Here is a 21249-nt window from a genome sequence, read left to right as displayed (position 1 = left end):
ACCCCCGCGACCAGCGACAATGGCGGGATGACGACAGCCCGCGCCACCGGAACGGAACTCGGCAGATATCTCCGCGCCCGCAGGGCCCGCGTCACCCCCGCCGACGCCGGGCTCCCCGCCGGCACCGGCCTGCGCCGTACTCCGGGGCTGCGCCGCGAGGAACTGGCGACCCTCGCCGGAGTGAGCGTCGACTACTACACCCGCCTGGAGCGCGGCCGCGAGACGAACCCCTCCCCCGCCGTCATCGACGCCCTGGCCCGCGCCCTGCGCCTGTCGGGCGACGCCCACGAGCGCCTGCACGAGCTGGCCGAACTCGCCTCGGGCCGCCTCACGGAACCGCACCCCACCGCCGACGACACGGTCCGCGAGTCCACCACGCGCATGCTGGACGCGCTGGCCCCGCTGCCCGCGTACGTCGTGAGCAGGCACAGCTACATGCTGGCCGCCAACGCCCCCGGCCGGGCCCTGCTCCCCGGCCTGTGGGACTGGCCCGCCGAGCAGCGCAACGTCACCCGCTACCTCTTCCTGCACCCCGTGGGCCGCACGCTCTACCAGCCCTGGGAGGAGACGGTCGCCACGTCGGTGGCGCATCTGCGCGCGGTCGGCGGCACGGACACGGACTCGCCGCGCCTGACCAGCCTCGTCGGCGAACTCCTCCTCAAATCACCGGACTTCGCCCGGATCTGGGAGCGTTACGACGTACGGGAACGGGGTGGCGGCACCAAGTCCTTCGCGCATCCGAGGGTCGGCGCGATGACCCTCACGTACGAGGTGCTGAAGCTGGCGAGGACGGGCGGCCAGCGCATGGTGGTCTACCAGGCCAAGGAGGGCACGAGCGACGAGGCGGCGATGCTGGCCCTCACCTCGCCGGCACACCCCTGACCCCTTGAAGCCCCACTGACGAGGCTCACTCGGCGGTCCGGCTGTCCAGCCCGCAAGAGCTCCCGCTCTTCGGCATCTCCCCGTACAGCAGGAACCCGTCCACCTTGTCCTGTACGCACTTGGACCCGAGGTAACCGGTGTGCCCGTCACCCTTGTTGTCCAGGACGACGGCCTGCGGGCCGAGCCGGCGCGCGGTCTCCTCCGTCCAGCGGTAGGGCGTCGCGGGGTCGCCGCGCGTACCGACGAGCAGCAGCTTCGGCGACTTCAGGTCCCGCACGTCCTCGCGGATGTACCGGGTCCCCGGGGGCCGCCCGAAGCACAGCAGCACCGGCATCAGCATCGACTTGCCGAAGACGGGCGACGCCTCCTCGAACTCCTCCTGAAGCCTGCCCACTTCCTTCTCGATGCGCGCGGCACCGGGCCGGTCGGGGTCGTCGGCGCAGTTCACGGCCATGAGGGCGGCGGACATGTTGTCCATGGGCACCTCCTCACCCGCCAGGCCCGTGCCGCCGCCTCCCCCGCCGCCCACACCGCCCGCGAGCCCGCCGCTCATCCGGATCAGCGCCCGGGGGTCACCGTCCGCGAGCAGCGCGCCCAGCGCCTGCGACAGCGCGGGCCACGCCTGCCTGCTGTAGAGGGCCTGGCCGAGTACGCCGACGACGTCCTGGCCGGTGAACTCCTCGCCCTCCATGGACCGCAGCGGCATCTCGTCCATGTCCCGGATGAGCTGGACCATGCCGTGCCGGGCGGCCCGCGCGTCGGTGCCGAAGACGCAGCCCGCGTTCCCCGTGCACCAGGTGAGGAAGTTGTCGAGGGCCGTCTGGCGTCCCTCGGCGGTCACGAGGGACTGCTCGGCGACGGGCTCGGTCAGCGTGTCCACTCCGTCGAGCACCATCCGCCCGACCTTCTTCGGGAACTGGGCGGCGTATACGGCGCCGAGCCGCGTTCCGTACGAGAAACCGAGGTAGTTGAGCTTCTTGTCGCCGAGGGCGGCCCGCATGACGTCCAGGTCGCGCGAGACATTGATGGTCCCCATGTACGGCAGTACGGGGCCGGACTTGGCCTCGCACTCCTTGGCGACCTTGCGCAACTCGGCGAGGACGGCGGCCGGGTCGTCGCCCTCCCCCGCCACGGGCTCGGTCTGCCCGTCGGCGTCCCCGCAGCTGACGGGGTCGCTCTGGCCCACTCCGCGCGGGTCGAAGGAGACGACGTCGTAGCCCTTGCTGAGGAAGCCGAACTCCTTCTGCGCCCCGGCCAGCGCGGAGACGCCGGGGCCGCCGGGCCCGCCGAAGTTCAGCAGCAGGGAGCCTCGCGGCTTGCCGCTCGCGCTCGACCTCATCCGGATCATCGCGAGGTCCACCGTGCCGGTGGCGGGCTCGGCGTAGTCCAGCGGGACGGTCAGGTCCGCGCACTGGACGTCCTTGGCGTGCCCGGTGGCGTCCGCCACGGCCTCGGTCGAGCCCTTGCAGGGGCCCCACTTGATCTTCTGCGTGTAGTACCGCGAAAGGTCGGGGCGGCCGGTCGCCGGTGGGGCGAGAGCGGGGGCGCCCGTTCCCAGGACGGTCAGCACGGCTATTGCGCCGACTGCGACAGTTCCCCGCACGGCAACCTCCCAGGGCTCTCCCCCAGCCCCACCCTAAACGCCCCTTTCCTCCCTCGCCCCCTCACTCTCCGTAGCGGGGTCGGGGGCCGGGGCCCATCGCCTCACCGGGGGTCCGGGGGGCCTATCTCCCCTCGACCAGCCCTCCCAGCCCCACCCAGGCGAAGTTCATCAACGTGGACGCCGCCTCCCTCGCCGAGACCGACTCCTCCTCGTTGGCCCAGTCCGCCAGCGACTCCGCCGCGCCCACCAGCGCCCGCGCGAGGCCCGCCACCTCCCGGTCCGGCAGCGAGGGGTCCCCGTGGGCCTCCCGTGCCGCCGTCGCGATCAGCGACGTCACATAGGCCAGCATCTCTTCCCGCATCGCCGCGACGAGCGCGGCGAACGGCTCCCCCTGCGTCCGCGCCTGACTGTGCAGCACCGCCCAGCCGTCCGGCCGCTCCGCGGTGTGTGTGAAGAACGCCCGCAGCCCGTCCCGGAGTTGCCGGTCGGCCGGCTCCCCCGCGGCGGCGCTCACCCCGTCCCGCACCGCGTCGACGAGCGCCCCGGCCTCCCGCCGTATGCAGGCGCTGAACAGCTCTTCCTTGGAGTTCAGATACAGGTACACCAGCGGCTTCGACACCCCGGCCAGCTCCGCGATCTCGTCCATGGAAGCGGCCCGGTACCCCCGCTGCCCGAAGATCCGCACCGCCGCGTCCAGCATCTGCCGCTCGCGCACGGCCCGCGGCATCCGCTTCTGCCGCCGCTTCTCGCCCACCCTGCCCCCTGTTCCGCACGCCGCCCGTTCACACGTCAGCGTACGGTCGTCGGAGCGAGCCGAACGATTACCGGACTCCGCCCCGGCCCCCGCCCATGAAAGAGCCCCGCCCCGGATCAACTCCGGGACAGGGCTCAGTCGTTCACCATGGGTGCCGTCAGGCGGTCGCGGGCACCGCCCGCGAGGAGTCACCCTCGGCCGTCCCGAAGTCGTCGAGCGGCGACGCCGAGGCACTCTCGTACGCCTCCCGGTCGAGGATCTTCTCGCGGGCCGCGACGATCACCGGCACCAGCGCCTGCCCGGCCACGTTCGTGGCGGTGCGCATCATGTCCAGGACGGGGTCGATGGCGAGGAGCAGGCCGACGCCCTCCATCGGCAGGCCGAGCGTGGAGAGGGTCAGCGTCAGCATCACGGTCGCGCCGGTCAGACCGGCGGTCGCCGCCGAGCCCACCACCGAGACGAACGCGATGAGCAGGTACTCCTTGACGCCCAGGTCCACGTCGAAGATCTGCGCGACGAAGATCGCGGCGATCGAGGGGTAGATGGCCGCGCAGCCGTCCATCTTGGTCGTGGCGCCGAAGGGCACCGCGAAGGACGTGTACTCCTTCGGCACGCCGAGCCGCTCGGTGACCTTCTGGGTGACCGGCATCGTGCCGACCGAGGAGCGCGAGACGAACGCCAGCTGGATCGCGGGCCAGGCGCCCTTGAAGAACTGGAGCGGGTTCACCTTGGCGACGAACGCGAGCAGCAGCGGGTAGACGCCGAACATCACCAGGGCGCAGCCGATGTAGATGTCCGCGGTGAACGTCGCGTACTTGCTGATGAGGTTCCAGCCGTAGTCCGCGATGGCGAAGCCGATGAGGCCGACCGTGCCGATCGGGGAGAGCTTGATGACCCACCACAGGGCCTTCTGGAGCAGCGCGAGGACCGACTCGCTCAGCTCCAGGATCGGCTGCGCCTTGTCGCCGATCTTCAGTACGGCGACACCGGCGACGGCGGCCATGAAGACGATCTGCAGGACGTTCAGCTCGGTGAAGGGCGTGATGACGTCCGTCGGGATGATCCCGGTGAGGAAGTCGATCCAGGAGCCCGCGTGGTCGGGGGCCTTGCCGTCCTTCGGGGTGAGGCCGGTGCCGGAGCCGGGGTTGGTGAGCAGGCCGATGGTGAGGCCGATGGCCACCGCGATCAGCGACGTGATCATGAACCACAGCAGGGTGCGGGTGGCGAGCCGCGCGGCGTTGTTGACCTTCCGCAGGTTGGTGATGGAGACCAGGATCGCGAAGAAGACGAGCGGGGCGACCGCGAGCTTCAGCAGGCCGATGAAGGTGCTGCCCACCTTGTCCAGCGTGGTGACGAGCCAGGACACGTCCTGGTCGCGGGCGATCCAGCCGAGCAGCACGCCGAACACCAGACCGGCGAGGATCTGCGCCCAGAAGGGGATCTTGAGGAACTTGGTTATCCGGAAGCGGGACTCGGGCTTCTCGGTCTGGCCCGCCTTGTCGGCGGGCGTCGCGGAATTCGCGGACACGGACACACTCCGGTGAGGAAAATCAGGGGGAGGGGGACGTACGGGAGCGGCGACCGCGAAGGGTCAGCGGGGCCGCTGCGGCGGGGGTCACGGTCAGACGTGACAGGCCGCGGACATGCAGCGGCAGAGATCGACATGCAGGCGCGCCACGAGCGGGACGCTCATGGCGTGGTGGTGCGCTGCTGCTGTCTTCATGTCGAATACGTTAACACTCGTACTTTGAGAACATCAAAGGTCTTGTTTGAGGTAGCGCCTCCCCCAGGAGTCCCCGGGAGCCCCCGCACGCACAGAACCCCGGCCCGGAGCCGCATGCTCCGGACCGGGGTCCCGATGAGTGTGTGACGAAGCTTACGAGCCCTGCGCCTGCGCCCTGCCCTGCGCGCGCGCCCGCGCCACGTCGTCCGCCTCGTCCTCCTGGGTGCGGTTCGCCTCCAGGTTGGCCTTGGCGCGGTCGACCTTGGCGACGACCTGCTCCGAGGCGCGGTCACGCTCCTTGCGGAGCACCACGAAGCTGATGGGGGCGGAGACGACCAGCGCGAGCAGCAGCACCCACAGCAGGTTCGAGTCGCCGAGTCCGCGCGGCAGGATCTCGGAGTAGACGAGGCCCCAGACGACCACGAAGCAACCCACGAAGATTCCGAGGCGCATCAGCGTGTAGCGGAGCATGGCAATCCACTCTTCCGTTCCGAAATGGGCCCGAGCTGGACGAGCCTCTCCAGTGAAGCATGGCGGAGCCCGCGCCCGGCAAGGGGGTCAGACCCGCATCGCCTGCGGCGTCTCGCGCAGCAGCGGGTCGGGGCCCTCGTACTCCCGGATCGCCTCGTAGCGCGTGTTCCGCTCCACCGGGCGGAAGCCGGCCTCGCGGATCAGGTCGAGGAGGTCCTCGCGGGTCAGCTTGTTCGGCGTGCCGAAGTTGTCCGCGTCATGCGTGATCTTGTACTCGACGACCGAGCCGTCCATGTCGTCGGCGCCGTGCTGCAGCGCGAGCTGCGTCGTCTGGAGGCCGTGCATGACCCAGAAGACCTTGACGTGCGGGACGTTGTCGAAGAGCAGGCGCGAGACGGCGAAGGTCTTCAGTGCCTCGGCGCCGGACGCCATGGTGGTGCGCGCCTGGAGGCGGTTCCTGACCTTGCCGTCCTTCACGTCGACGAAGTCGTGCTGGTAGCGCAGCGGGATGAAGACCTGGAAGCCGTTCGTCTCGTCCTGCAGCTCCCGCAGCCGAAGGACGTGGTCCACGCGGTGGCGCGGCTCCTCGATGTGGCCGTACAGCATCGTGCACGGGGTCTTCAGACCCTTCTCGTGCGCGAGGCGGTGGATGCGGGACCAGTCCTCCCAGTGGGTGCGGTGGTCGACGATGTGCTGCCGCACCTCCCAGTCGAAGATCTCCGCGCCGCCGCCGGTCAGCGACTCCAGGCCCGCCTCGATCAGCTCGTCCAGGATGTCGGATGCCGACATGCCGGAGATCGTCTCGAAGTGGTGGATCTCGGTGGCCGTGAAGGCCTTGAGGGAGACGTTCGGGAGCGCCTTCTTCAGCTCGCTCAGCGAACGCGGGTAGTAGCGCCACGGCAGGTTCGGGTGCAGGCCGTTGACGATGTGCAGCTCGGTGAGGTTCTCGCCCTCCATCGCCTTGGCGAGGCGGACGGCCTCCTCGATGCGCATCGTGTACGCGTCCTTCTCGCCCGGCTTGCGCTGGAACGAGCAGTACGCGCACGAGGCGGTGCACACGTTCGTCATGTTGAGGTGGCGGTTGACGTTGAAGTGGACGACGTCGCCGTTCTTGCGGGTGCGCACCTCGTGGGCGAGGCCGCCGAGCCAGGCCAGGTCGTCCGACTCGTAGAGCGCGATGCCGTCCTCGCGGGACAGCCGCTCGCCGTCCCGGACCTTCTGCTCCAGCTCGCGCTTGAGACCTGCGTCCATGCCCTCGCCCTTACCTCTCCAGCGACCTACGACCTACGACAAACCTGCGCCAACGGTACGCCCCGGACCTCACTCCTCCTCGGGCAGCTCCCCGACGCGGTTCTCCCACTTGGTGGAGAGCACGATCGTCGTACGCGTCCGGGAGACCCCGCGCGTGCCGCTGAGCCTGCGGATCGTCTTCTCCAGGCCGTCCACGTCGCTCGCCCTGACCTTGAGCATGTACGAGTCGTCGCCGGCGATGAACCAGCAGTCCTCGATCTCGTGCAGGTCCTTCAGGCGGCGGGCCACGTCCTCGTGGTCGGCGGCGTCGGAGAGCGAGATGCCGATGAGGGCGATGACGCCGAGGCCCAGCGAGGCGGAGTCGACGGTCGCGCGGTAGCCGGTGATGACACCGGCCGCTTCGAGGCGGTTGATCCGGTCCGTGACGCTCGGCCCGGAGAGGCCCACGAGCCGGCCGAGTTCGGCGTACGAGGCGCGACCGTTCTCCCGCAGGGCCTGGATGAGCTGCCTGTCCACGGCGTCCATAGGTGCGATGCCTTTCATTATTCAGCGATACCGCGAGTCTATGTGTAGAATCTAAGGCGCAACAGGGTCTGCACCCTGTGAATCTTTCTCAATCTCAGCAGATCAACGACGATCCTTCAGGAGTGAGTCACCCCGTGTACTCGATCGAGATGGCCTACGCCCGTATGCGCGAGCTCCAGGACCTGGCCAACCGCTCCCGTGCGGAGGTTGCGGCGGCGCGTCGGGGCGTTAAGAAGGCTCGGGGCACTAAGAAGCGGTAGTCCCGCCGTGGGGGTCGGGGTCGGTGCCGGGTGCGGGTTCGTCTTGGTTGCTCGCGCAGTTCCCCGCGCCCCTTCGGGGCGCTCACCCTGGGGGCGGTCACCCTTCACCGGAAGCGCTCCCCAGCTGCCCCTTCCACCGGCGGTACAAGTCGTGCGGCACGTCCGCCGCGTCAAGGACCCGGCCGGCGACGAAGTCCACCAGGTCCTGGATGTGCGTCGCCCCCGCGTAGAACGCCGGGGAGGCGGGCAGCACGCTCGCGCCCGCCTCGTCCAGGCTCACCAGGTGCTTCAGCGTCTGCCCGTTCAGCGGTGTCTCGCGTACGCAGACCACCAGCCGTCGGCCTTCCTTGAGCGTCACGCTCGCCGACCGCTGCAACAGGTCCTTCGAGAGCCCGAGCGCCACCCCCGCCACGCACGCCGTGGACGCCGGCACGATCAGCATCCCCTTCGTCGCGTACGACCCCGAGGACGGGCCCGCCGCCAGATCACCGGCCGCCCAGTACCGCACCTCCGCCAGGGACTCCCCCGGCACGTCGAAGGTGTCCGGCTTCCCGTCCGCGCCGCGCGCCAGCCACTGCCGCAGGTCGTCCCGCCAGTGCGCGTCCCGGAAGGAGATGCCGGTCTCGTCGAGCAGCGTCAGCCGCGAGGCCCGCGACACCACGAGGTCGACGCTCTCGCCCGCCGCGAGCAGCGCGCGCAGCACCGCGGCGGCGTACGGCGTTCCCGAGGCCCCCGAGACCCCCACGATCCAAGGCCTACGCTGCGTATCTCCTGGATTCACGCTGTGCAGCCTAGACGGTGAGCCCGCGGACGAGCAGATCGAGCAGCGCGCAGACGAAGAGCGCGATGCCGATGAAGCCGTTCACCTGGAAGAAGGCCCGGTCGAGCCGGGACAGGTCGTGCGGCTTCACGATCGAGTGCTCGTACAGGAAGGCGGCCGCGACGATGACGAGCCCCAGCCAGAAGAACGCGCCGGCGCCCGTGTCGAGCCCGTACCAGACGAAGAGGCCCGTGGTCACCAGGTGGCAGCCGCGCGCGCCCCGGATGGCGGCCGGGATGCCGAACCGCGCGGGCACCGACATCACGCCGACCTCGCGGTCGGTCTCCACGTCCTGGCAGGCATAGATCAGGTCGAAGCCGCCGATCCACACGCCGACCGCGAGGCCGAGGATGACGGCCTGCCACGACCACTCGCCGGTGACGGCGATCCAGGCGCCGACCGGGCCCATCGCCTGGGCCAGACCGAGGATCGCCTGCGGGAAGTTCGTGAACCGCTTGCCGTACGGATAGACGACCATCGGGATCACCGCGATGGGCGCGAGCGCCAGGCACAGCGGGTTGAGCAGCGCGGCCGCGCCGAGGAAGACGGCGAGGGCGATCAGCGCGCCCGTCCACGCGGACTTCACCGACACCGCGCCGGTGACCAGCTCGCGGTGGGCGGTCCTCGGGTTACGGGCGTCGATCTCACGGTCGATGATGCGGTTCGCGGCCATGGCGAACGTCCGCAGCCCCACCATGCAGATGGTCACCAGGAGCAGCCGCACCCAGTGGATGTTCCCGTCGAGCTGGAACATCGCGGACAGGGCGGCGATGTAGGCGAAGGGCAGCGCGAAGACCGAGTGCTCGATCATGACGAGGCGCAGGAAGGCCTTGGTCCTGCCCGGCTGCCGCGGGAGCGCGGCGGATGCTGAGGTCACGAGAGTCCGTACTCCTTCCAGCGACGGTCCACCTTCGAGGCGGTCTCCGGGTCGGACACCACCATCTCCGGCCAGCCGCCGTCGCGCGTGTACCCCTCCTCGGGCAGTTTGCGCGTCGCGTCGATGCCCGCCTTGCCGCCCCAGAACTGCTGGTAGGAGGCGTGGTCGAGGTGGTCGACCGGGCCTTCCACGACGGTGAGGTCACGGGCGTAGTCCGTGTTGCCGAGCGCCCGCCAGGACACCTCGTGCAGGTCGTGGACGTCACAGTCCTTGTCCACGACGACGATCAGCTTCGTCAGGGACATCATGTGCGCGCCCCAGATGGCGTGCATGACCTTCTGCGCGTGCTTGGGGTACTTCTTGTCGATCGAGACGATCGCGCAGTTGTGGAAGCCGCCCGACTCCGGCAGGTGGTAGTCGACGATGTCCGGCACGATCACCTTGAGCAGCGGCAGGAAGAAGCGCTCGGTGGCGCGGCCCAGCGGGCCGTCCTCCGTCGGCGGGCGGCCGACGACGATCGACTGGAGCAGCGGCCGCCTCCGCATCGTCACGCAGTCGATCCTCAGCGCGGGGAAGGGCTCCTGCGGCGTGTAGAAGCCGGTGTGGTCGCCGAAGGGCCCCTCGGGCAGCATCTCGCCGGGCTCCAGCCAGCCCTCGATGACGACCTCGGCGTGCGCGGGCACCTGGAGCGGGACCGTCTTGCAGTCGACCATCTCCACCCGCTTGCCCTGGATGAACCCGGCGAGCATGTACTCGTCCATGTCACCGGGGAGCGGGGCCGTCGACGCGTACGTGACGGCGGGCGGGCAGCCGAAGGCGATCGCGACGGGCAGCCTCTCACCCCTGCGGGCCGCCACCTGGTAGTGGTTGCGGCTGTCCTTGTGGATCTGCCAGTGCATGCCGATGGTGCGCTTGTCGTGGCGCTGGAGGCGGTAGAGGCCGAGGTTGCGCACCCCGGTGTCGGGGTCCTTGGTGTGGGTCAGGCCGAGGTTGAAGAAGGAGCCGCCGTCCTCGGGCCAGGTGAAGAGCGCGGGCAGCCGCTCCAGGTCCACGTCGTCGCCGGTGAGGACCACTTCCTGGACGGGGGCGTTCTCCGCCTTCACCTTCTTCGGCGGTACGTGCGTCATCGCGCCGAGCTTGCCGAACGCCTCGCGCACCCCGACGAAGCCGTGCGGCAGCTCCGGCTTGAGCAGGCCGCCGATCTTCTCGCTGATCTCGCCGTACGACTTCAGGCCGAGCGCCTTGAGCAGGCGGCGGTCCGTCCCGTACACGTTCATCGCCAGGGGCATCGCCGAGCCCTTGACGTTCTCGAAGAGGAGGGCGGGGCCGCCGGCCTTCTGTACCCGGTCGACGATCTCACCGACCTCCAGGTACGGGTCGACCTCGGCCTTGATGCGCTTGAGATCGCCCTCGCGCTCCAGTGCGCGGAGCAGGGAGCGAAGATCGTCGTAAGCCATGCGTTCCAGTATCCGGCACCGGCTACCCTGGCCCCGTCACCGGGGGCACGCACGCCTCTCGCCGTCATCGCTTGGGGGATCGCACCACCATGCTCAGGTATCTGCCGTTCGTGCTGGTCCTGGCGGTATGGATCTACGCCTTCATCGATGTCCTGAACACTCCCGAGAAGGAGGTCAGGCATCTGCCCAAGGTGGTGTGGGTCATCATCGTCCTGCTCTTCGGCGAGGTCCTGCTCGGCCCCATCGCCTGGTTCGTCACGGGCAAGGTGCGGCACGCGCCGGGCACCGGCACCGCCCGGGGCCGCACGGGCCGTACGCGCTGGGTCGCGCCGGACGACAACCCCGAGTTCCTGAAGTCCCTCAAGGACGAGACCCGCGACGAGGACCCCGACGAGAAGAAGCGGGACAAGGGCAGCGACGGCTGATGGAGCTGCGCCTGCTTGTCACCTTCGAGAAGGTCGCCACCGTCCTCAGCTTCACCCGGGCCGCCACCGGACTGGGGTACGCGCAGTCGAGCGTGACCAGCCAGATCCGCGCCCTGGAGTCCTCGCTCGGCACGGAACTCTTCGACCGGCTCGGCAGCCGCATCCGCCTGACCGAGGCGGGCACGCGACTGCTGCCCTACGCCCGGCAGCTGATCGAGCTGGCCGACGAGGCGCGGGCCGCGGTCGTCGGCGCCGAGGAGCCGTCCGGCGCGATCGCGGTCGGCACCATGGAGTCGCTGACCTCCTACCGGCTGCCACCGCTCCTCGAACTCTTCCACCACCGCTACCCGAAGGTGCGGCTCTCGCTGCGCCCCACGCTGGGCGACGAGACCCGGCAGGCGCTGCGGCAGGGGACGTACGACGTGGGGTTCCTGATGGAGCCGGGGACCGAGCACCAGGGCCTGGAGAGCGAGGTGCTCGCCGAGGAGCCGCTCGTCCTGGTCTGCGCCCCCGGCCACGCGCTGGCGGCACGCGGCGCGGCCGCGCTCACCACGGCCGACCTGGCGGCGGTGCAGCTCGTGGGCACCGAGCCCGGCTGCCCCTACCGGGACCTGTTCGAGGCGGAGCTGCGGGAGCGGACGGGGGCGCCGCCGCCGTTCATGGAGTTCGGCACCATCGAGGCGACCAAGCAGGGCGTGGCGGGCGGGCTCGGGGTGGCGCTGCTGCCGGCCGTGGCCGTGGCGCGGGAGCTGGCGGCGGGCACGCTGGTACGGCTGCCCTGGGAGCCGCCGTTCACGTTGTGGACGCAGCTCGCGTGGCGGTCGGGGAAGCGGCTTCCCCCGCATGTGCGGCTGTTCGTGGAGCAGGCCGTGCGGCTCGTGCGGGAGCAAGCGTCACCTTGAGCCCGGCCAGGACGATCAGCGGGACGCCGAGCGCCTGGACGAGCCCGATGTGGTGGCCGTAGACGGCCCAGTCGGCGACCATCGCGACCGCCGGGTAAGTGAAGGCGAGTACGGCGATCTTGGGCGTGGGGAGCTTCGCGTAGGCCGCGTACATCAGGACGTACATCAGACCGGTGTGGATCACGCCGAGGCCGACGAGCCAGGCCCATCCGGTGCCGGTGCCGCGCATCGCGCCGAAGTCGGTGAAGGGCAGCAACAGCGGTATGCCGACCAGGACTTGGACCAGGGCGGTCAAGTGGGGACGTACGCCCGTGACGCGCTTGGTGACGAGGGTGGACAGGGCGTAGAGGACGGCGGCGAGCAGCGCGAGCCCGATGCCCGCGAGCGAGCCGGTGTCCCCCGGGCGCACCCCGGAGACGAGCACGAGCCCCGCGAACGCGGCGGCCAGCCAGCCCAGTTGGGACCGGGTCGGGCGCTCGCGCAGGACGAGGGCGCTGAGCAGCACCAGGAAGAAGGGCTGCGTGTGGTAGACGACGGTGGCCAGGGAGATCGAGGTGGCCTCGTACGCCTTGAAGAGGAACACCCAGTTGAAGACGATGAACAGCCCGCCGAGCGCGGCGAGCCCGAGCTTCTTGGGGGTGAGCCCGTGGTCGCGGAAGTAGCCGCGGGCGAAGGCGTACGCGCCGAGGGCGAGGGCGCCGAACAGGACGCGGAAGAAGACGACGTTGAAGACGGAGGCACCGGACTCCACGACGAACACGCCGAGGGTGCCGGAGAGCGTCATGGCGGCGGTGAGCTGGACGGTGCCCTTGTTCTCTGGGGTCATGCCAGGAACGTACGAGCGGGCGAACGCGCTGGTCCACGGCCTGGTGGGGCGTCCTGCCGATGGGCCGATCGGCGCCGTCGATGAGGCCTGGTCGGCGGCGTCCGGTCAGTCGGCCGCGTAGGTCTCGCGCAGCTCGCGCCAGCGGTCCGTGCTCCATGTCGACCAGTCCTTGGGGCGGCCCTGGAGCGCGTCCGTCAGGTACTCGAAGTGGTCGTGCCAGCCGGCGAGGCAGTCCAGGCGCAGCGCGTCGTCGCCCTCGAACTCGTTGGTGAAGCGCAGCGTCGTGGCGGAGGCTCCGGCCGGTTCGAGGTGGAAGCGGCACCGGCCGTGCAGGTCGATCGTGTACTCGGCGACCACGTCCGGGTCCCAGGCCGTGATGTGCCCGGAGTGCACGGCATCAGCCTCGCCGTTCAGCCAGCGCAGCGTGATGGCGCCGCCGAGCCGGGGCTCGAACACGTCGGCGGCGGCCAGCCACCCCGGCAGCCCTTCGGGGGTGGCCACCGCCGCCCAGACGTTTTCCACAGGGTGGGGAAGGCTCAGTTCGTAGTGGAGGTGCTGGGTGGCGCCCTCGGTCCGGCTCGTGCCCTGCCCGATCGTCTCGGTCATGGCACAAGCCTGGCCCGGAGCGGCCCGTTCCGCACCCCTTGCGCGTACGTCGGCGGGTCAGACCCCGGCGTACGAGTGCTTGCCGGTGACGAAGATGTTGACTCCGTAGTAGTTGAACAGCCAGCAGGCGAAGGCGATGAGGGCCAGGTAGGCGGCCTTGCGGCCCTTCCAGCCGGCGGTGGCGCGGGCGTGGAGGTAACAGGCGTACGCGACCCAGGTGATGAAGGACCAGACCTCCTTGGGGTCCCAGCCCCAGTAGCGGCCCCAGGCGTCGCCCGCCCAGATCGCGCCCGCGATGATCGTGAACGTCCACAGCGGGAAGATCGCCGCGTTCAGGCGGTAGGAGAACTTGTCGAGCGAGGCCGCGGCGGGCAGCCGCTCCATCACCGACGTGGCGAACTTGCCGGGCCGCCCGCCGCTCTGGAGCTTCGCCTCGTAGCTGTCCCGGAAGAGGTAGAGCATCGTCGCGACGAAGCCGACGTAGAAGACCGCGCCGCAGAAGATCGCCGTGGAGACGTGGATCCACAGCCAGTACGAGTGCAGGGCCGGGACCAGCTGGTCGCTTGAGGTGTACAGGACGGTGACGGCGAGACCGAGGTCGAGCAGGATCGTCGTGACGAGCGGCAGGCCCAGCCAGGCGATGTTCTTCTTCAGCGCCATCAGCACCAGGTACACGCCCACGGCGACCGTGGAGAAGGTGATGCTGAACTCGTACATGTTGCCCCACGGCGCCCGCCGCACCGACAGGGCGCGGGTGAGCACCCCGCCGAACTCCAGCAGGAACGCGAGCACGGTGAGGGAGACCGCGATACGGCCGTACAGGTCACCCTTCTCGTCCCCGGCCGCGGCGCCGGGCCCGTCCGGCACGTCCCGGGACCCGGTCACGGACCGCGTGACGACCTGCGGGCGCTCCAGGGTGGCGGTGCCGCCCTTGGCCTTGACGGCCACCGCGGGCGCCGCGGCCGCGGTCTTGCTCGGGGTGAGGGCGGCGGCGGTGCGGGCGACCTTGCTGCGGCTGCCGAAGAGCCACTCCGCCATGTGCGCGAAGAAGGCCAGGAGGTAGACGGCCATCGCGGAGTAGATCAGCACGTTGCTGATGTGCGCGAGGTCCTCGTTCGGTTCGGCGGCCAGGGTGGCGGCGAGATTCACTTCTCAGCCCCTTCGGCAGGTACGGCATCGGGGTCGGAGTCGGAGGCGGCTTCCGCGTCCGGGTCTGGGTGGGGGTCCGGCGCGCTCGGCGCCTTCTCGTGCAGGTGCGCGGCGAGGTCGGACAGTTCCTCGGGGAGCTTCGCGGACTCGCTGCGGCCGAGGCCCGCCATCTCCACGACCGTGACGCCGTCGGCGCCCCGCACCGCCCGCACCCACACGCGGCGGCGCTGGATGAACAGCGATCCGGCGAGGCCCGCGATCGCGGCGAGAGCGCCGCCCAGCGCCCACACGGAGCCGGGCTCCTGCGAGATCTGGAAGGTCGCCCACTCCTTGAGGTCCTTCTCGAAGGTGATCGACCCGGCGCCGTTCGGCAGCTCCATCGTCTCGCCGGGCAGCAGCCGCTTCTTGAACAGCTCGCCCTGGGAGTCCTTGAACTTCTTCATCTTCCGGGTGTCCAGCTGGTACACGTTCTGCGGGACACCGGAGTCGACGCCGAGGCTGCCGTGGTACGCGGAGAGCGCGAGGACGGGGAAGTCGGCGGCGGGGAACTGCGAGAACATCTGGCCCTTGCCCTCGCCCGCGAAGGTCGGCACGAAGAAGGCGTTGAAGCCGAGCTGCTCCTTGTCGCCCTTCTTGTTCTTGTAGCCGTCGAGGACCTTGATGGCGCCGGTCGCGGTGCCGTTCTGGTCGATGGGCAGCAGCGGCACGGCGGCCTCGTAGACCACCTTGCCCTTGGGGTCGCGGACGGTGACCTTGGGGGCGTAGCCGTGGCCGATGAGGTAGACCTTCGAGCCGTCGACCTCCAGCGGCTTGTTGACCTCGATCGACTTCTTCTTCTCGGGGCCGTCGGCGCCCTCGCTGTAGGTGACGTTCGCCCGGTAGGTGCGGGGCGTGCCGCGGTTGGGGCCCGACTTCTCGTACGTGCCCTGGAAGTCGTCGAGCCTGAAGTGGAACGGCGCCAGGTCGTCGGTGTCGAAGAGGCTGCCGGACTTGAAGTCGTCGTACTGGCTGAGGGTGTTGGAGAAGCCGTCGCCCTCCATGACCAGCTTGCCGCCCTCGGACTTGAGGAGCTGTCCGGCGGCGAAGGCGATCAGCATCACGATCAGCGCGATGTGGAAGACGAGGTTCCCGGCCTCGCGCAGATAGCCCTTCTCGGCGGCGACCGAGTCCGCGGTGAGGTCCGCCCGGAAGCGCCGCTGCTTGAGCAGGGCGAGCGCGGCGCCGTGCACCTGCTCGGGCTCGGCCTCCGTACGCCACGTCGTGTACGCGGGCAGCCGCGTCAGCTTCTTGGGGGCGCCCGGCGGGCGGCCGCGGAGCTGGCCGACGAACTGCCAGGTGCGGGGCACGATGCAGCCGATGAGGGAGACGAAGAGCAGGATGTAGATCGCGGAGAACCACACCGAGCTGTAGACGTCGAAGAGCTGGAGCTTGTCGTAGAGCGGCCCGAGCGTGGTGTGCCGGTCCTTGAAGTCCTGGACCTTCAGCTCGTCGACGTTGCTCTGCGGGATCAGCGACCCTGGGATCGCGCCCAGGGAGAGCAGCAGGAGCAGGATCAGCGCGACCCGCATCGAGGTCAGCTGCCGCCAGAACCAGCGCAGCCAGCCGATCACCCCCAGGGAGGGCAGGTTCGGCGACTCCTCCTGGGGAGCGGTCGACAGGTGCTCGCCCGCGGCACCGAGGTCGTCTCGCTGCCCGGGGGCTTCGGTCTTGCTCATGGATCAGATCCCCACGCTGTAACTGCTCGTCCAGACCTGCATCTGCTGCACCATGCTGTCCCACACTCCGGTGACGAGCAGCAGGCCGGTCGCGATCATCATGACGCCGCCGACGCGCATCACCCACGCATAGTGCCGCTTGACCCAGCCGAAGGCGCCGAGCGCCTTGCGGAAGGCGACGGCCGCGAGGATGAACGGGATGCCGAGCCCCAGGGAGTACGCGACTCCGAGCACCGCGCCGCGCTGCGGGTCGCCGTCGTCCGCGGCGAGCGTGAGGACCGAGGCGAGCGTCGGGCCGATGCACGGCGTCCAGCCGACGGCGAAGAGGGCGCCCACGACCGGGGCCCCGATCAGTCCGACGGCGGGCCGCTTGTGGAAGCGGAACTCGCGCTGGGTCAGCCACGGCATGAGCCCCATGAAGAAGAGCCCGAGCACGATCATCACCACACCGAGCACCGTGTTGATGGTGCTCTGGTGCTCCCTGAGCGTGCGCCCCAGCGCCCCGAAGAAGACGGTCGCGGAGACGAAGACGACGGTGAAGCCGAGGACGAAGAGGGAGGCGCCGGCCGCCATCCGGCCGCGCCGCGCCTCGCCGAGGTCCTGGCCGCTGACCCCGGTGACGTACGACAGATAGCCGGGCACGAGGGGCAGGACACAGGGAGAGAAGAAGGAGATGAGCCCACCGAGCACGGCGACCGGGATCGCGAGGAGCAGGGCCCCGCTCATCACGGTCTGGTTCGTGCCGGCGACGGCCGCGAGCGTGAGCATCACTTCTCCGCGACCACGGGGTCGATCATCTTGCGCAGCTTCGCCTCGTTGAGGGGCTGCTGCGTGCGGGCCGCGATCTTCCCGTCCCGGTCGACGACGAGCGTGGAGGGGATGGCGTTGGGGTTGAGCGAGCCCCGGGGGAAGCGCAGCATCAGCTTGCCCGTCGGGTCGTACACGCTCGGGTAGGGCACCTCGTGCGCCTTCTCGAAGGCGAGCGCCGGGCCGCGCTCGGGGTCGCGGGTGTTGATCCCGACGAACTCGACGCCCTTGGCCTTCTTCTCCTTGGCGACCTTCACGAAGTTCGGCGCCTCGGCCCGGCAGGGGGCGCACCAGGAGCCCCAGACGTTGATGACGAGGACCTTGCCCTTGTAGGCGTCGGCGATGTCCAGCTTCTCGCCGTCGAGGGTCTCGCCGTCCAGCTCGGGGAGCGCCTTGCGGTCCCCCTTCTTCGCGGTGGAGATGCCGTCCTTGCCCGCCACGAAGTTGGTGTTGCCGGAGCCGCCCGACATCCCGCCCGAGCCGCAGGCCGACAGTGCCAGAGCGGCGGCCGCGGCGCCCGCGGCGAGGAGGGTCGCGCGGCCACGGCCGCCGGGGCGGCGGCTACGGCTGCGGTTCGTGCTCTGGGGGGCGCGGCAGGCGGCACTCATGTGAAAAGTTTCGCATGTCTGTTTCGGGGATCTTCCGCACCCCCCGCGGTTGCGGAAAGTCCCATTTCAGGCGGCCTTTCCGAGTCCCTTCCAGCCACCCGCGGGCGGCCGGCCGACATCGAGTCCCTGGAGCTGCGCGAGCACCTTGGGGTCCTGTACGTCGAGCCAGTCGACGAACTGCCGGAAGGAGACGAGGCGTACGTCCTTCTTGCCCGCGATGTGCTTCAGGGCCTCCTCGACGGCGTCCATGTAGATGCCGCCGTTCCACTCCTCGAAGTGGTTGCCTATGAAGAACGGGGCACGGTTGGTCTCGTAGGCCCGCTTGAACCCGGATATGTAGGCCTCGGTGGCCTGCTTGCGCCAGCCCGGGTAGTTGTGGGGCGGCGCCTTCGTGGAGTTCTGCGACTGGTTGGCGAGGATGTTGTAGTCCATCGACAGGACCTCGAAGGAGTGGCCGGGGAAGGGCACCGCCTGGAGCGGCAGGTCCCATACGCCCATCTTCTTCTGGGGCCAGCGCTGGCGGCCGCCGGGCGAGGAGGCGTCGTAGCGCCAGCCGAGCTTCTTCGCGGTCGGCAGCAGATTGTTCTGGCCGAGCAGACAGGGCGTGCGGCCGCCGACGAGTTCCTTGTCGTAGTCGAAGGGCAGCGAGGGCAGATCGGTCCAGCCGGTATTCGTACGCCACTTCTTCACGAAGGACTTGGCCTGGTCGATCTCGTCCTGCCATTGCGCGGGCGTCCAGTTGGCGACCGTTCCCGTGCCCGTGCAGAAGTGCCCGTTGAAGTGCGTGCCGATTTCATGGCCCTCGAGCCAGGCCTGCCGCACGTACTTCAGCGTGTCCTTGATGTGACCGTCGGTGAGATAACCGATGTCGGAGGCGCCGACCGCATTGTTCGGCGGGCGGTACATGCGCTTCTTCGATTCCGGGAGCAGATAAAGCCCGGAGAGGAAGAACGTCATGTGCGCGTTGTGGTCCTCGGCCAGCTTCAGAAAGCGCGGGAAGAGGCCGTTGCCGACCTCGCCGGCGCCGTCCCAGGAGAAGACCACGAACTGCGGGGGCGTCTCACCGGGTTCGAGCGGCACGGGCTTGCCCGGCTGTTTGGGCTGCTTGCCGGTGTAGGAGGTCGATCCGTCACCGATCGGCTTGGCCGGGTGCTTTCCGGGCTCGGCCCGCCCGTCCTTCGCCTTGTCCGCGGGCCCCGAGGAATCCCCGTCGCCTCCGGTGCCGCATGCCGCGAGCCCGAAAGCCGCCGCGGCACCGGCTCCGAGCCCGAGCATTCCCCTGCGGCTGAAGTCGCGCATTCCCATCCCCATTCGTCGCGCCCTTGGGTCCGTCCCGCCGTATCCGGCTTGCGGGAGGGACGCCCTGTGAGAGGGCGCGACGAACAGTGGGGTTCCTGTACATCGCGGATTATTTACCGCGCTTTACCCGAAAGGGACTTACAGTGCCGAAGCGATTACGCGACGTCGATGAAGAGGGTGTTCAGGCCCCGAAGGCCTTGCTCTTGCCCTTCACCGGCTTGGCGCCCGCGAGGAGATGCGCGGGCACGAGGTCCCGGGCAGGCTCCGAGTAACCCACCGAAACGATTTTGTCGCCGCGGTAGGTGAACGTGGTCAGCGAGGCGAGCGTGCACTGCCGCTTGCGCGGGTCGTGCCACAGGCGCCGCTTCTCCACGAAGCTGCGCACGATCCAGATCGGCAGCTGGTGGCTGACGCAGACCGCCTCGTGCCCGCGGGCCGCGTCCTTGGCCGCGTCCAGGGCGCCCATCATCCGTACGACCTGCTCGATGTACGGCTCGCCCCAGGACGGCTTGAAGGGGTTGACCAGGTGCCGCCAGTTCTCGGGGTTCTTCAGGGCGCCGTCGCCGACCCCGAAGGTCTTGCCCTCGAAGACGTTGCCCGCCTCGATGAGCCGGGCGTCGGTGGCGAGGTCCAGGCCGTGCACCTTGGCGATCGGCGTGGCCGTCTCCTGGGCGCGGTCGAGCGGCGAGGCCACGACATGCGTGACGTCACGCTGGGAGAGGTGCTCGGCGACGCGGTCGGCCATGCGCCGGCCCAGCTCCGAGAGGTGGTAGTCGGGCAGCCGCCCGTAGAGGATCCCGTCGGGGTTGTGCACCTCGCCGTGGCGCATCAGATGGACGACGGTCAGCTCGTCGCCCACCGCGGTGGCGCTCATGCGGTGGCCTCCGTCGCTTCCGCGGCGGCGCGCGCGGCAGCCGGCAGGGCGGCGGCGATCCGCTCGATCGCCCGCTCGTCGTGGGCGGTGGAGACGAACCAGGACTCGAAGGCGGAGGGCGGCAGATAGACGCCCTGCGACAGCATCGAGTGGAAGAAGGCGGTAAAGCGGAAGGACTCCTGCGCCTTGGCGTCGGCGTAGTTCCTCACTTCGTTCGCGGTGAAGAAGACGGAGAACATGTTGGAGGCGTTCTGCACGGTGTGCGCGACGCCCTCCTTGCCCAGCGCCTCGCTCACCAGCCCCCGCAGCCGCTCCGAGACCGCGTCGACCTTCTCGTACGCGGCATCGTCCAGGAGCCGCAGCTGCGCGAGGCCCGCGGCCGTGGCGACCGGGTTCCCGGAGAGGGTGCCCGCCTGGTAGACGGGGCCGGCCGGGGCGAGGTGCGCCATGACGTCGGCGCGCCCGCCGAAGGCCGCGGCGGGGAAGCCGCCGCCCATGACCTTGCCGAAGGTCATCAGGTCGGGCCGCACGCCGTCGACGCCGTACCAGCCGGCCTTCGACGTACGGAAGCCGGTCATGACCTCGTCGGAGATGTACAGCGCGCCGTTCTCGCGGCACAGGTCCGCGAGGCCCTGGTTGAAGCCCTCTCCCGGCGGTACGACGCCCATGTTGCCCGGCGAGGCCTCGGTGATGACGCAGGCGATCTGGCCCTCGTGCGCGGCGAACGCGGCGCGCACGGCGTCCAGGTCGTTGTACGGCACGACGATGGTGTCGCCCGCCTGCGCGCCGGTGACGCCCGGGGTGTCGGGAAGACCGAGGGTCGCCACGCCCGAACCGGCGGCGGCCAGCAGGGCGTCGACGTGCCCGTGGTAGCAGCCGGCGAACTTGACCACCTTGGCGCGGCCGGTGAAGCCGCGGGCGAGACGGATGGCGGACATGGTCGCCTCGGTGCCGCTGGAGACGAGCCGCACCTGCTCCACCGGCTCGATGCGGGCCACGATCTCCTCGGCGAGCGCGACCTCGCCCTCGCCCGGCGTGCCGAAGGAGGTGCCGCGGGCGACGGCCTCCTGCACGGCGGCGATCACCTCGGGGTGGGAGTGCCCGAGGATCATCGGACCCCACGAACACACGAGGTCGACGTACTCGCGGCCGTCGGCGTCAGTCAGGTACGGACCGGTACCGGACACCATGAAACGGGGCGTACCACCCACAGCGCGGAACGCGCGCACGGGAGAGTTCACACCGCCGGGCGTCACGGCCGCCGCACGGTCGAAAAGAGTCTGCGAAACTGGGGCGCTATACGGGAAGCTCACACGAGCCATGGTGTCAGAGGGTCCGGACATCCTGCGGACAGGTGTTTCACTCCACGTTTTAGAGGGTGACCGTGGGGGAGGTCACTGACACGATGATCGGGT

General features: G+C 69.8%; 22 protein-coding genes. 4 read left to right on the top strand and 18 right to left on the bottom strand.

Annotated features, from left to right (window positions below):
- Nucleotides 1-27 precede the first annotated feature (27 nt).
- A complete protein-coding gene (locus tag DMA15_RS21235) occupies nt 28-882 on the top strand; it encodes a helix-turn-helix transcriptional regulator (RefSeq protein WP_125514363.1) in 855 nt (284 codons plus the stop codon).
- 25 nt (nt 883-907) lie between these two features.
- On the opposite strand, the gene DMA15_RS21230 is transcribed toward DMA15_RS21235, so the two are convergent.
- From DMA15_RS21230 to DMA15_RS21190, 9 genes are all read right to left on the bottom strand, one after another.
- A complete protein-coding gene (locus tag DMA15_RS21230; RefSeq protein ID WP_125514362.1) occupies nt 908-2485 on the bottom strand; it encodes an alpha/beta hydrolase in 1578 nt (525 codons plus the stop codon).
- A gap of 121 nt (nt 2486-2606) precedes the next feature.
- Entirely contained in the window at nt 2607-3212 is a 606-nt protein-coding gene (locus DMA15_RS21225; RefSeq protein WP_125517917.1) for a TetR/AcrR family transcriptional regulator, read from the bottom strand.
- A gap of 184 nt (nt 3213-3396) precedes the next feature.
- Nucleotides 3397-4767 (bottom strand): dicarboxylate/amino acid:cation symporter, encoded by a 1371-nt coding sequence (locus DMA15_RS21220; protein WP_125514361.1) that lies wholly within the window; start codon nt 4765-4767, stop codon nt 3397-3399.
- A gap of 348 nt (nt 4768-5115) precedes the next feature.
- Entirely contained in the window at nt 5116-5433 is a 318-nt protein-coding gene (locus DMA15_RS21215; RefSeq protein ID WP_125514360.1) for a DUF4229 domain-containing protein, read from the bottom strand.
- 87 nt (nt 5434-5520) lie between these two features.
- On the bottom strand, nt 5521-6684 hold the full coding sequence (gene mqnE, locus DMA15_RS21210) for an aminofutalosine synthase MqnE (protein ID WP_125514359.1): 1164 nt from the start codon (nt 6682-6684) through the stop codon (nt 5521-5523).
- Nucleotides 6685-6753: 69 nt separating this feature from the next.
- Nucleotides 6754-7209 (bottom strand): Lrp/AsnC family transcriptional regulator, encoded by a 456-nt coding sequence (locus DMA15_RS21205; protein WP_030791839.1) that lies wholly within the window; start codon nt 7207-7209, stop codon nt 6754-6756.
- 357 nt (nt 7210-7566) lie between these two features.
- A complete protein-coding gene (locus DMA15_RS21200) occupies nt 7567-8250 on the bottom strand; it encodes a UbiX family flavin prenyltransferase (protein WP_125514358.1) in 684 nt (227 codons plus the stop codon).
- Nucleotides 8251-8260: 10 nt separating this feature from the next.
- Nucleotides 8261-9166: a menaquinone biosynthesis prenyltransferase MqnP gene (mqnP, locus tag DMA15_RS21195; RefSeq protein WP_125514357.1), complete on the bottom strand. Its 906-nt coding sequence runs from the start codon at nt 9164-9166 to the stop codon at nt 8261-8263.
- Nucleotides 9163-10623 carry a menaquinone biosynthesis decarboxylase gene (locus DMA15_RS21190; protein WP_125514356.1) on the bottom strand — a complete coding sequence of 487 codons (1461 nt, stop codon included), beginning with the start codon at nt 10621-10623 and terminating at the stop codon, nt 9163-9165. Before DMA15_RS21190 ends, mqnP begins: the two co-directional genes overlap by 4 nt.
- An 89-nt stretch (nt 10624-10712) precedes the next feature.
- Between DMA15_RS21190 and DMA15_RS21185 the strand changes: the two genes are divergently transcribed.
- Entirely contained in the window at nt 10713-11048 is a 336-nt protein-coding gene (locus DMA15_RS21185; protein ID WP_125514355.1) for a PLD nuclease N-terminal domain-containing protein, read from the top strand.
- Nucleotides 11048-11950: a LysR family transcriptional regulator gene (locus tag DMA15_RS21180; protein ID WP_125514354.1), complete on the top strand. Its 903-nt coding sequence runs from the start codon at nt 11048-11050 to the stop codon at nt 11948-11950. The genes DMA15_RS21185 and DMA15_RS21180 overlap by 1 nt, the downstream gene beginning before the upstream one ends.
- Here DMA15_RS21180 and DMA15_RS21175 read toward each other — a convergent pair.
- Nucleotides 11841-12776: a DMT family transporter gene (locus DMA15_RS21175; RefSeq protein WP_125514353.1), complete on the bottom strand. Its 936-nt coding sequence runs from the start codon at nt 12774-12776 to the stop codon at nt 11841-11843. The genes DMA15_RS21180 and DMA15_RS21175 overlap by 110 nt on opposite strands.
- Here DMA15_RS21175 and DMA15_RS38020 point away from each other — a divergent pair.
- The gene (locus DMA15_RS38020) at nt 12775-12897 is read left to right on the top strand and encodes a hypothetical protein (RefSeq protein ID WP_276314362.1); all 123 of its coding nucleotides are present in this window, start codon (nt 12775-12777) and stop codon (nt 12895-12897) included. The genes DMA15_RS21175 and DMA15_RS38020 overlap by 2 nt on opposite strands.
- Here the strand turns inward: DMA15_RS38020 and DMA15_RS21170 are convergent.
- The 8 genes from DMA15_RS21170 to hemL form a co-directional block, all read right to left on the bottom strand.
- The gene (locus DMA15_RS21170; protein WP_125514352.1) at nt 12882-13382 is read right to left on the bottom strand and encodes an SRPBCC domain-containing protein; all 501 of its coding nucleotides are present in this window, start codon (nt 13380-13382) and stop codon (nt 12882-12884) included. The genes DMA15_RS38020 and DMA15_RS21170 overlap by 16 nt on opposite strands.
- A 57-nt stretch (nt 13383-13439) precedes the next feature.
- Nucleotides 13440-14531: a c-type cytochrome biogenesis protein CcsB gene (gene ccsB, locus DMA15_RS21165; RefSeq protein ID WP_125514351.1), complete on the bottom strand. Its 1092-nt coding sequence runs from the start codon at nt 14529-14531 to the stop codon at nt 13440-13442.
- A complete protein-coding gene (locus DMA15_RS21160) occupies nt 14528-16246 on the bottom strand; it encodes a cytochrome c biogenesis protein ResB (RefSeq protein WP_125514350.1) in 1719 nt (572 codons plus the stop codon). The genes ccsB and DMA15_RS21160 overlap by 4 nt, the downstream gene beginning before the upstream one ends.
- A gap of 3 nt (nt 16247-16249) precedes the next feature.
- Entirely contained in the window at nt 16250-17014 is a 765-nt protein-coding gene (locus tag DMA15_RS21155) for a cytochrome c biogenesis protein CcdA (protein WP_125514349.1), read from the bottom strand.
- Nucleotides 17014-17661, bottom strand: a complete 648-nt coding sequence (locus tag DMA15_RS21150) for a TlpA disulfide reductase family protein (RefSeq protein WP_125514348.1) — start codon at nt 17659-17661, stop codon at nt 17014-17016. The genes DMA15_RS21155 and DMA15_RS21150 overlap by 1 nt, the downstream gene beginning before the upstream one ends.
- Before the next feature lie 66 nt (nt 17662-17727).
- Nucleotides 17728-18960: a hypothetical protein gene (locus DMA15_RS21145; RefSeq protein WP_206302784.1), complete on the bottom strand. Its 1233-nt coding sequence runs from the start codon at nt 18958-18960 to the stop codon at nt 17728-17730.
- Between the two features lie 181 nt (nt 18961-19141).
- Nucleotides 19142-19834, bottom strand: coding sequence for a histidine phosphatase family protein (locus DMA15_RS21140; protein ID WP_125514346.1), 693 nt, complete (start codon nt 19832-19834; stop codon nt 19142-19144).
- Nucleotides 19831-21156: a glutamate-1-semialdehyde 2,1-aminomutase gene (gene hemL / locus DMA15_RS21135; RefSeq protein ID WP_125514345.1), complete on the bottom strand. Its 1326-nt coding sequence runs from the start codon at nt 21154-21156 to the stop codon at nt 19831-19833. Before hemL ends, DMA15_RS21140 begins: the two co-directional genes overlap by 4 nt.
- Nucleotides 21157-21249 lie beyond the last annotated feature (93 nt).

The organism is Streptomyces sp. WAC 01529, assembly GCF_003945545.1.
Classification (GTDB): Bacteria; Actinomycetota; Actinomycetes; order Streptomycetales; family Streptomycetaceae; genus Streptomyces; species Streptomyces anatolicus.
The sequence above is the reverse complement of the archived record's forward strand: the minus strand, read 5'-3'. Positions and strand labels throughout refer to the sequence as shown.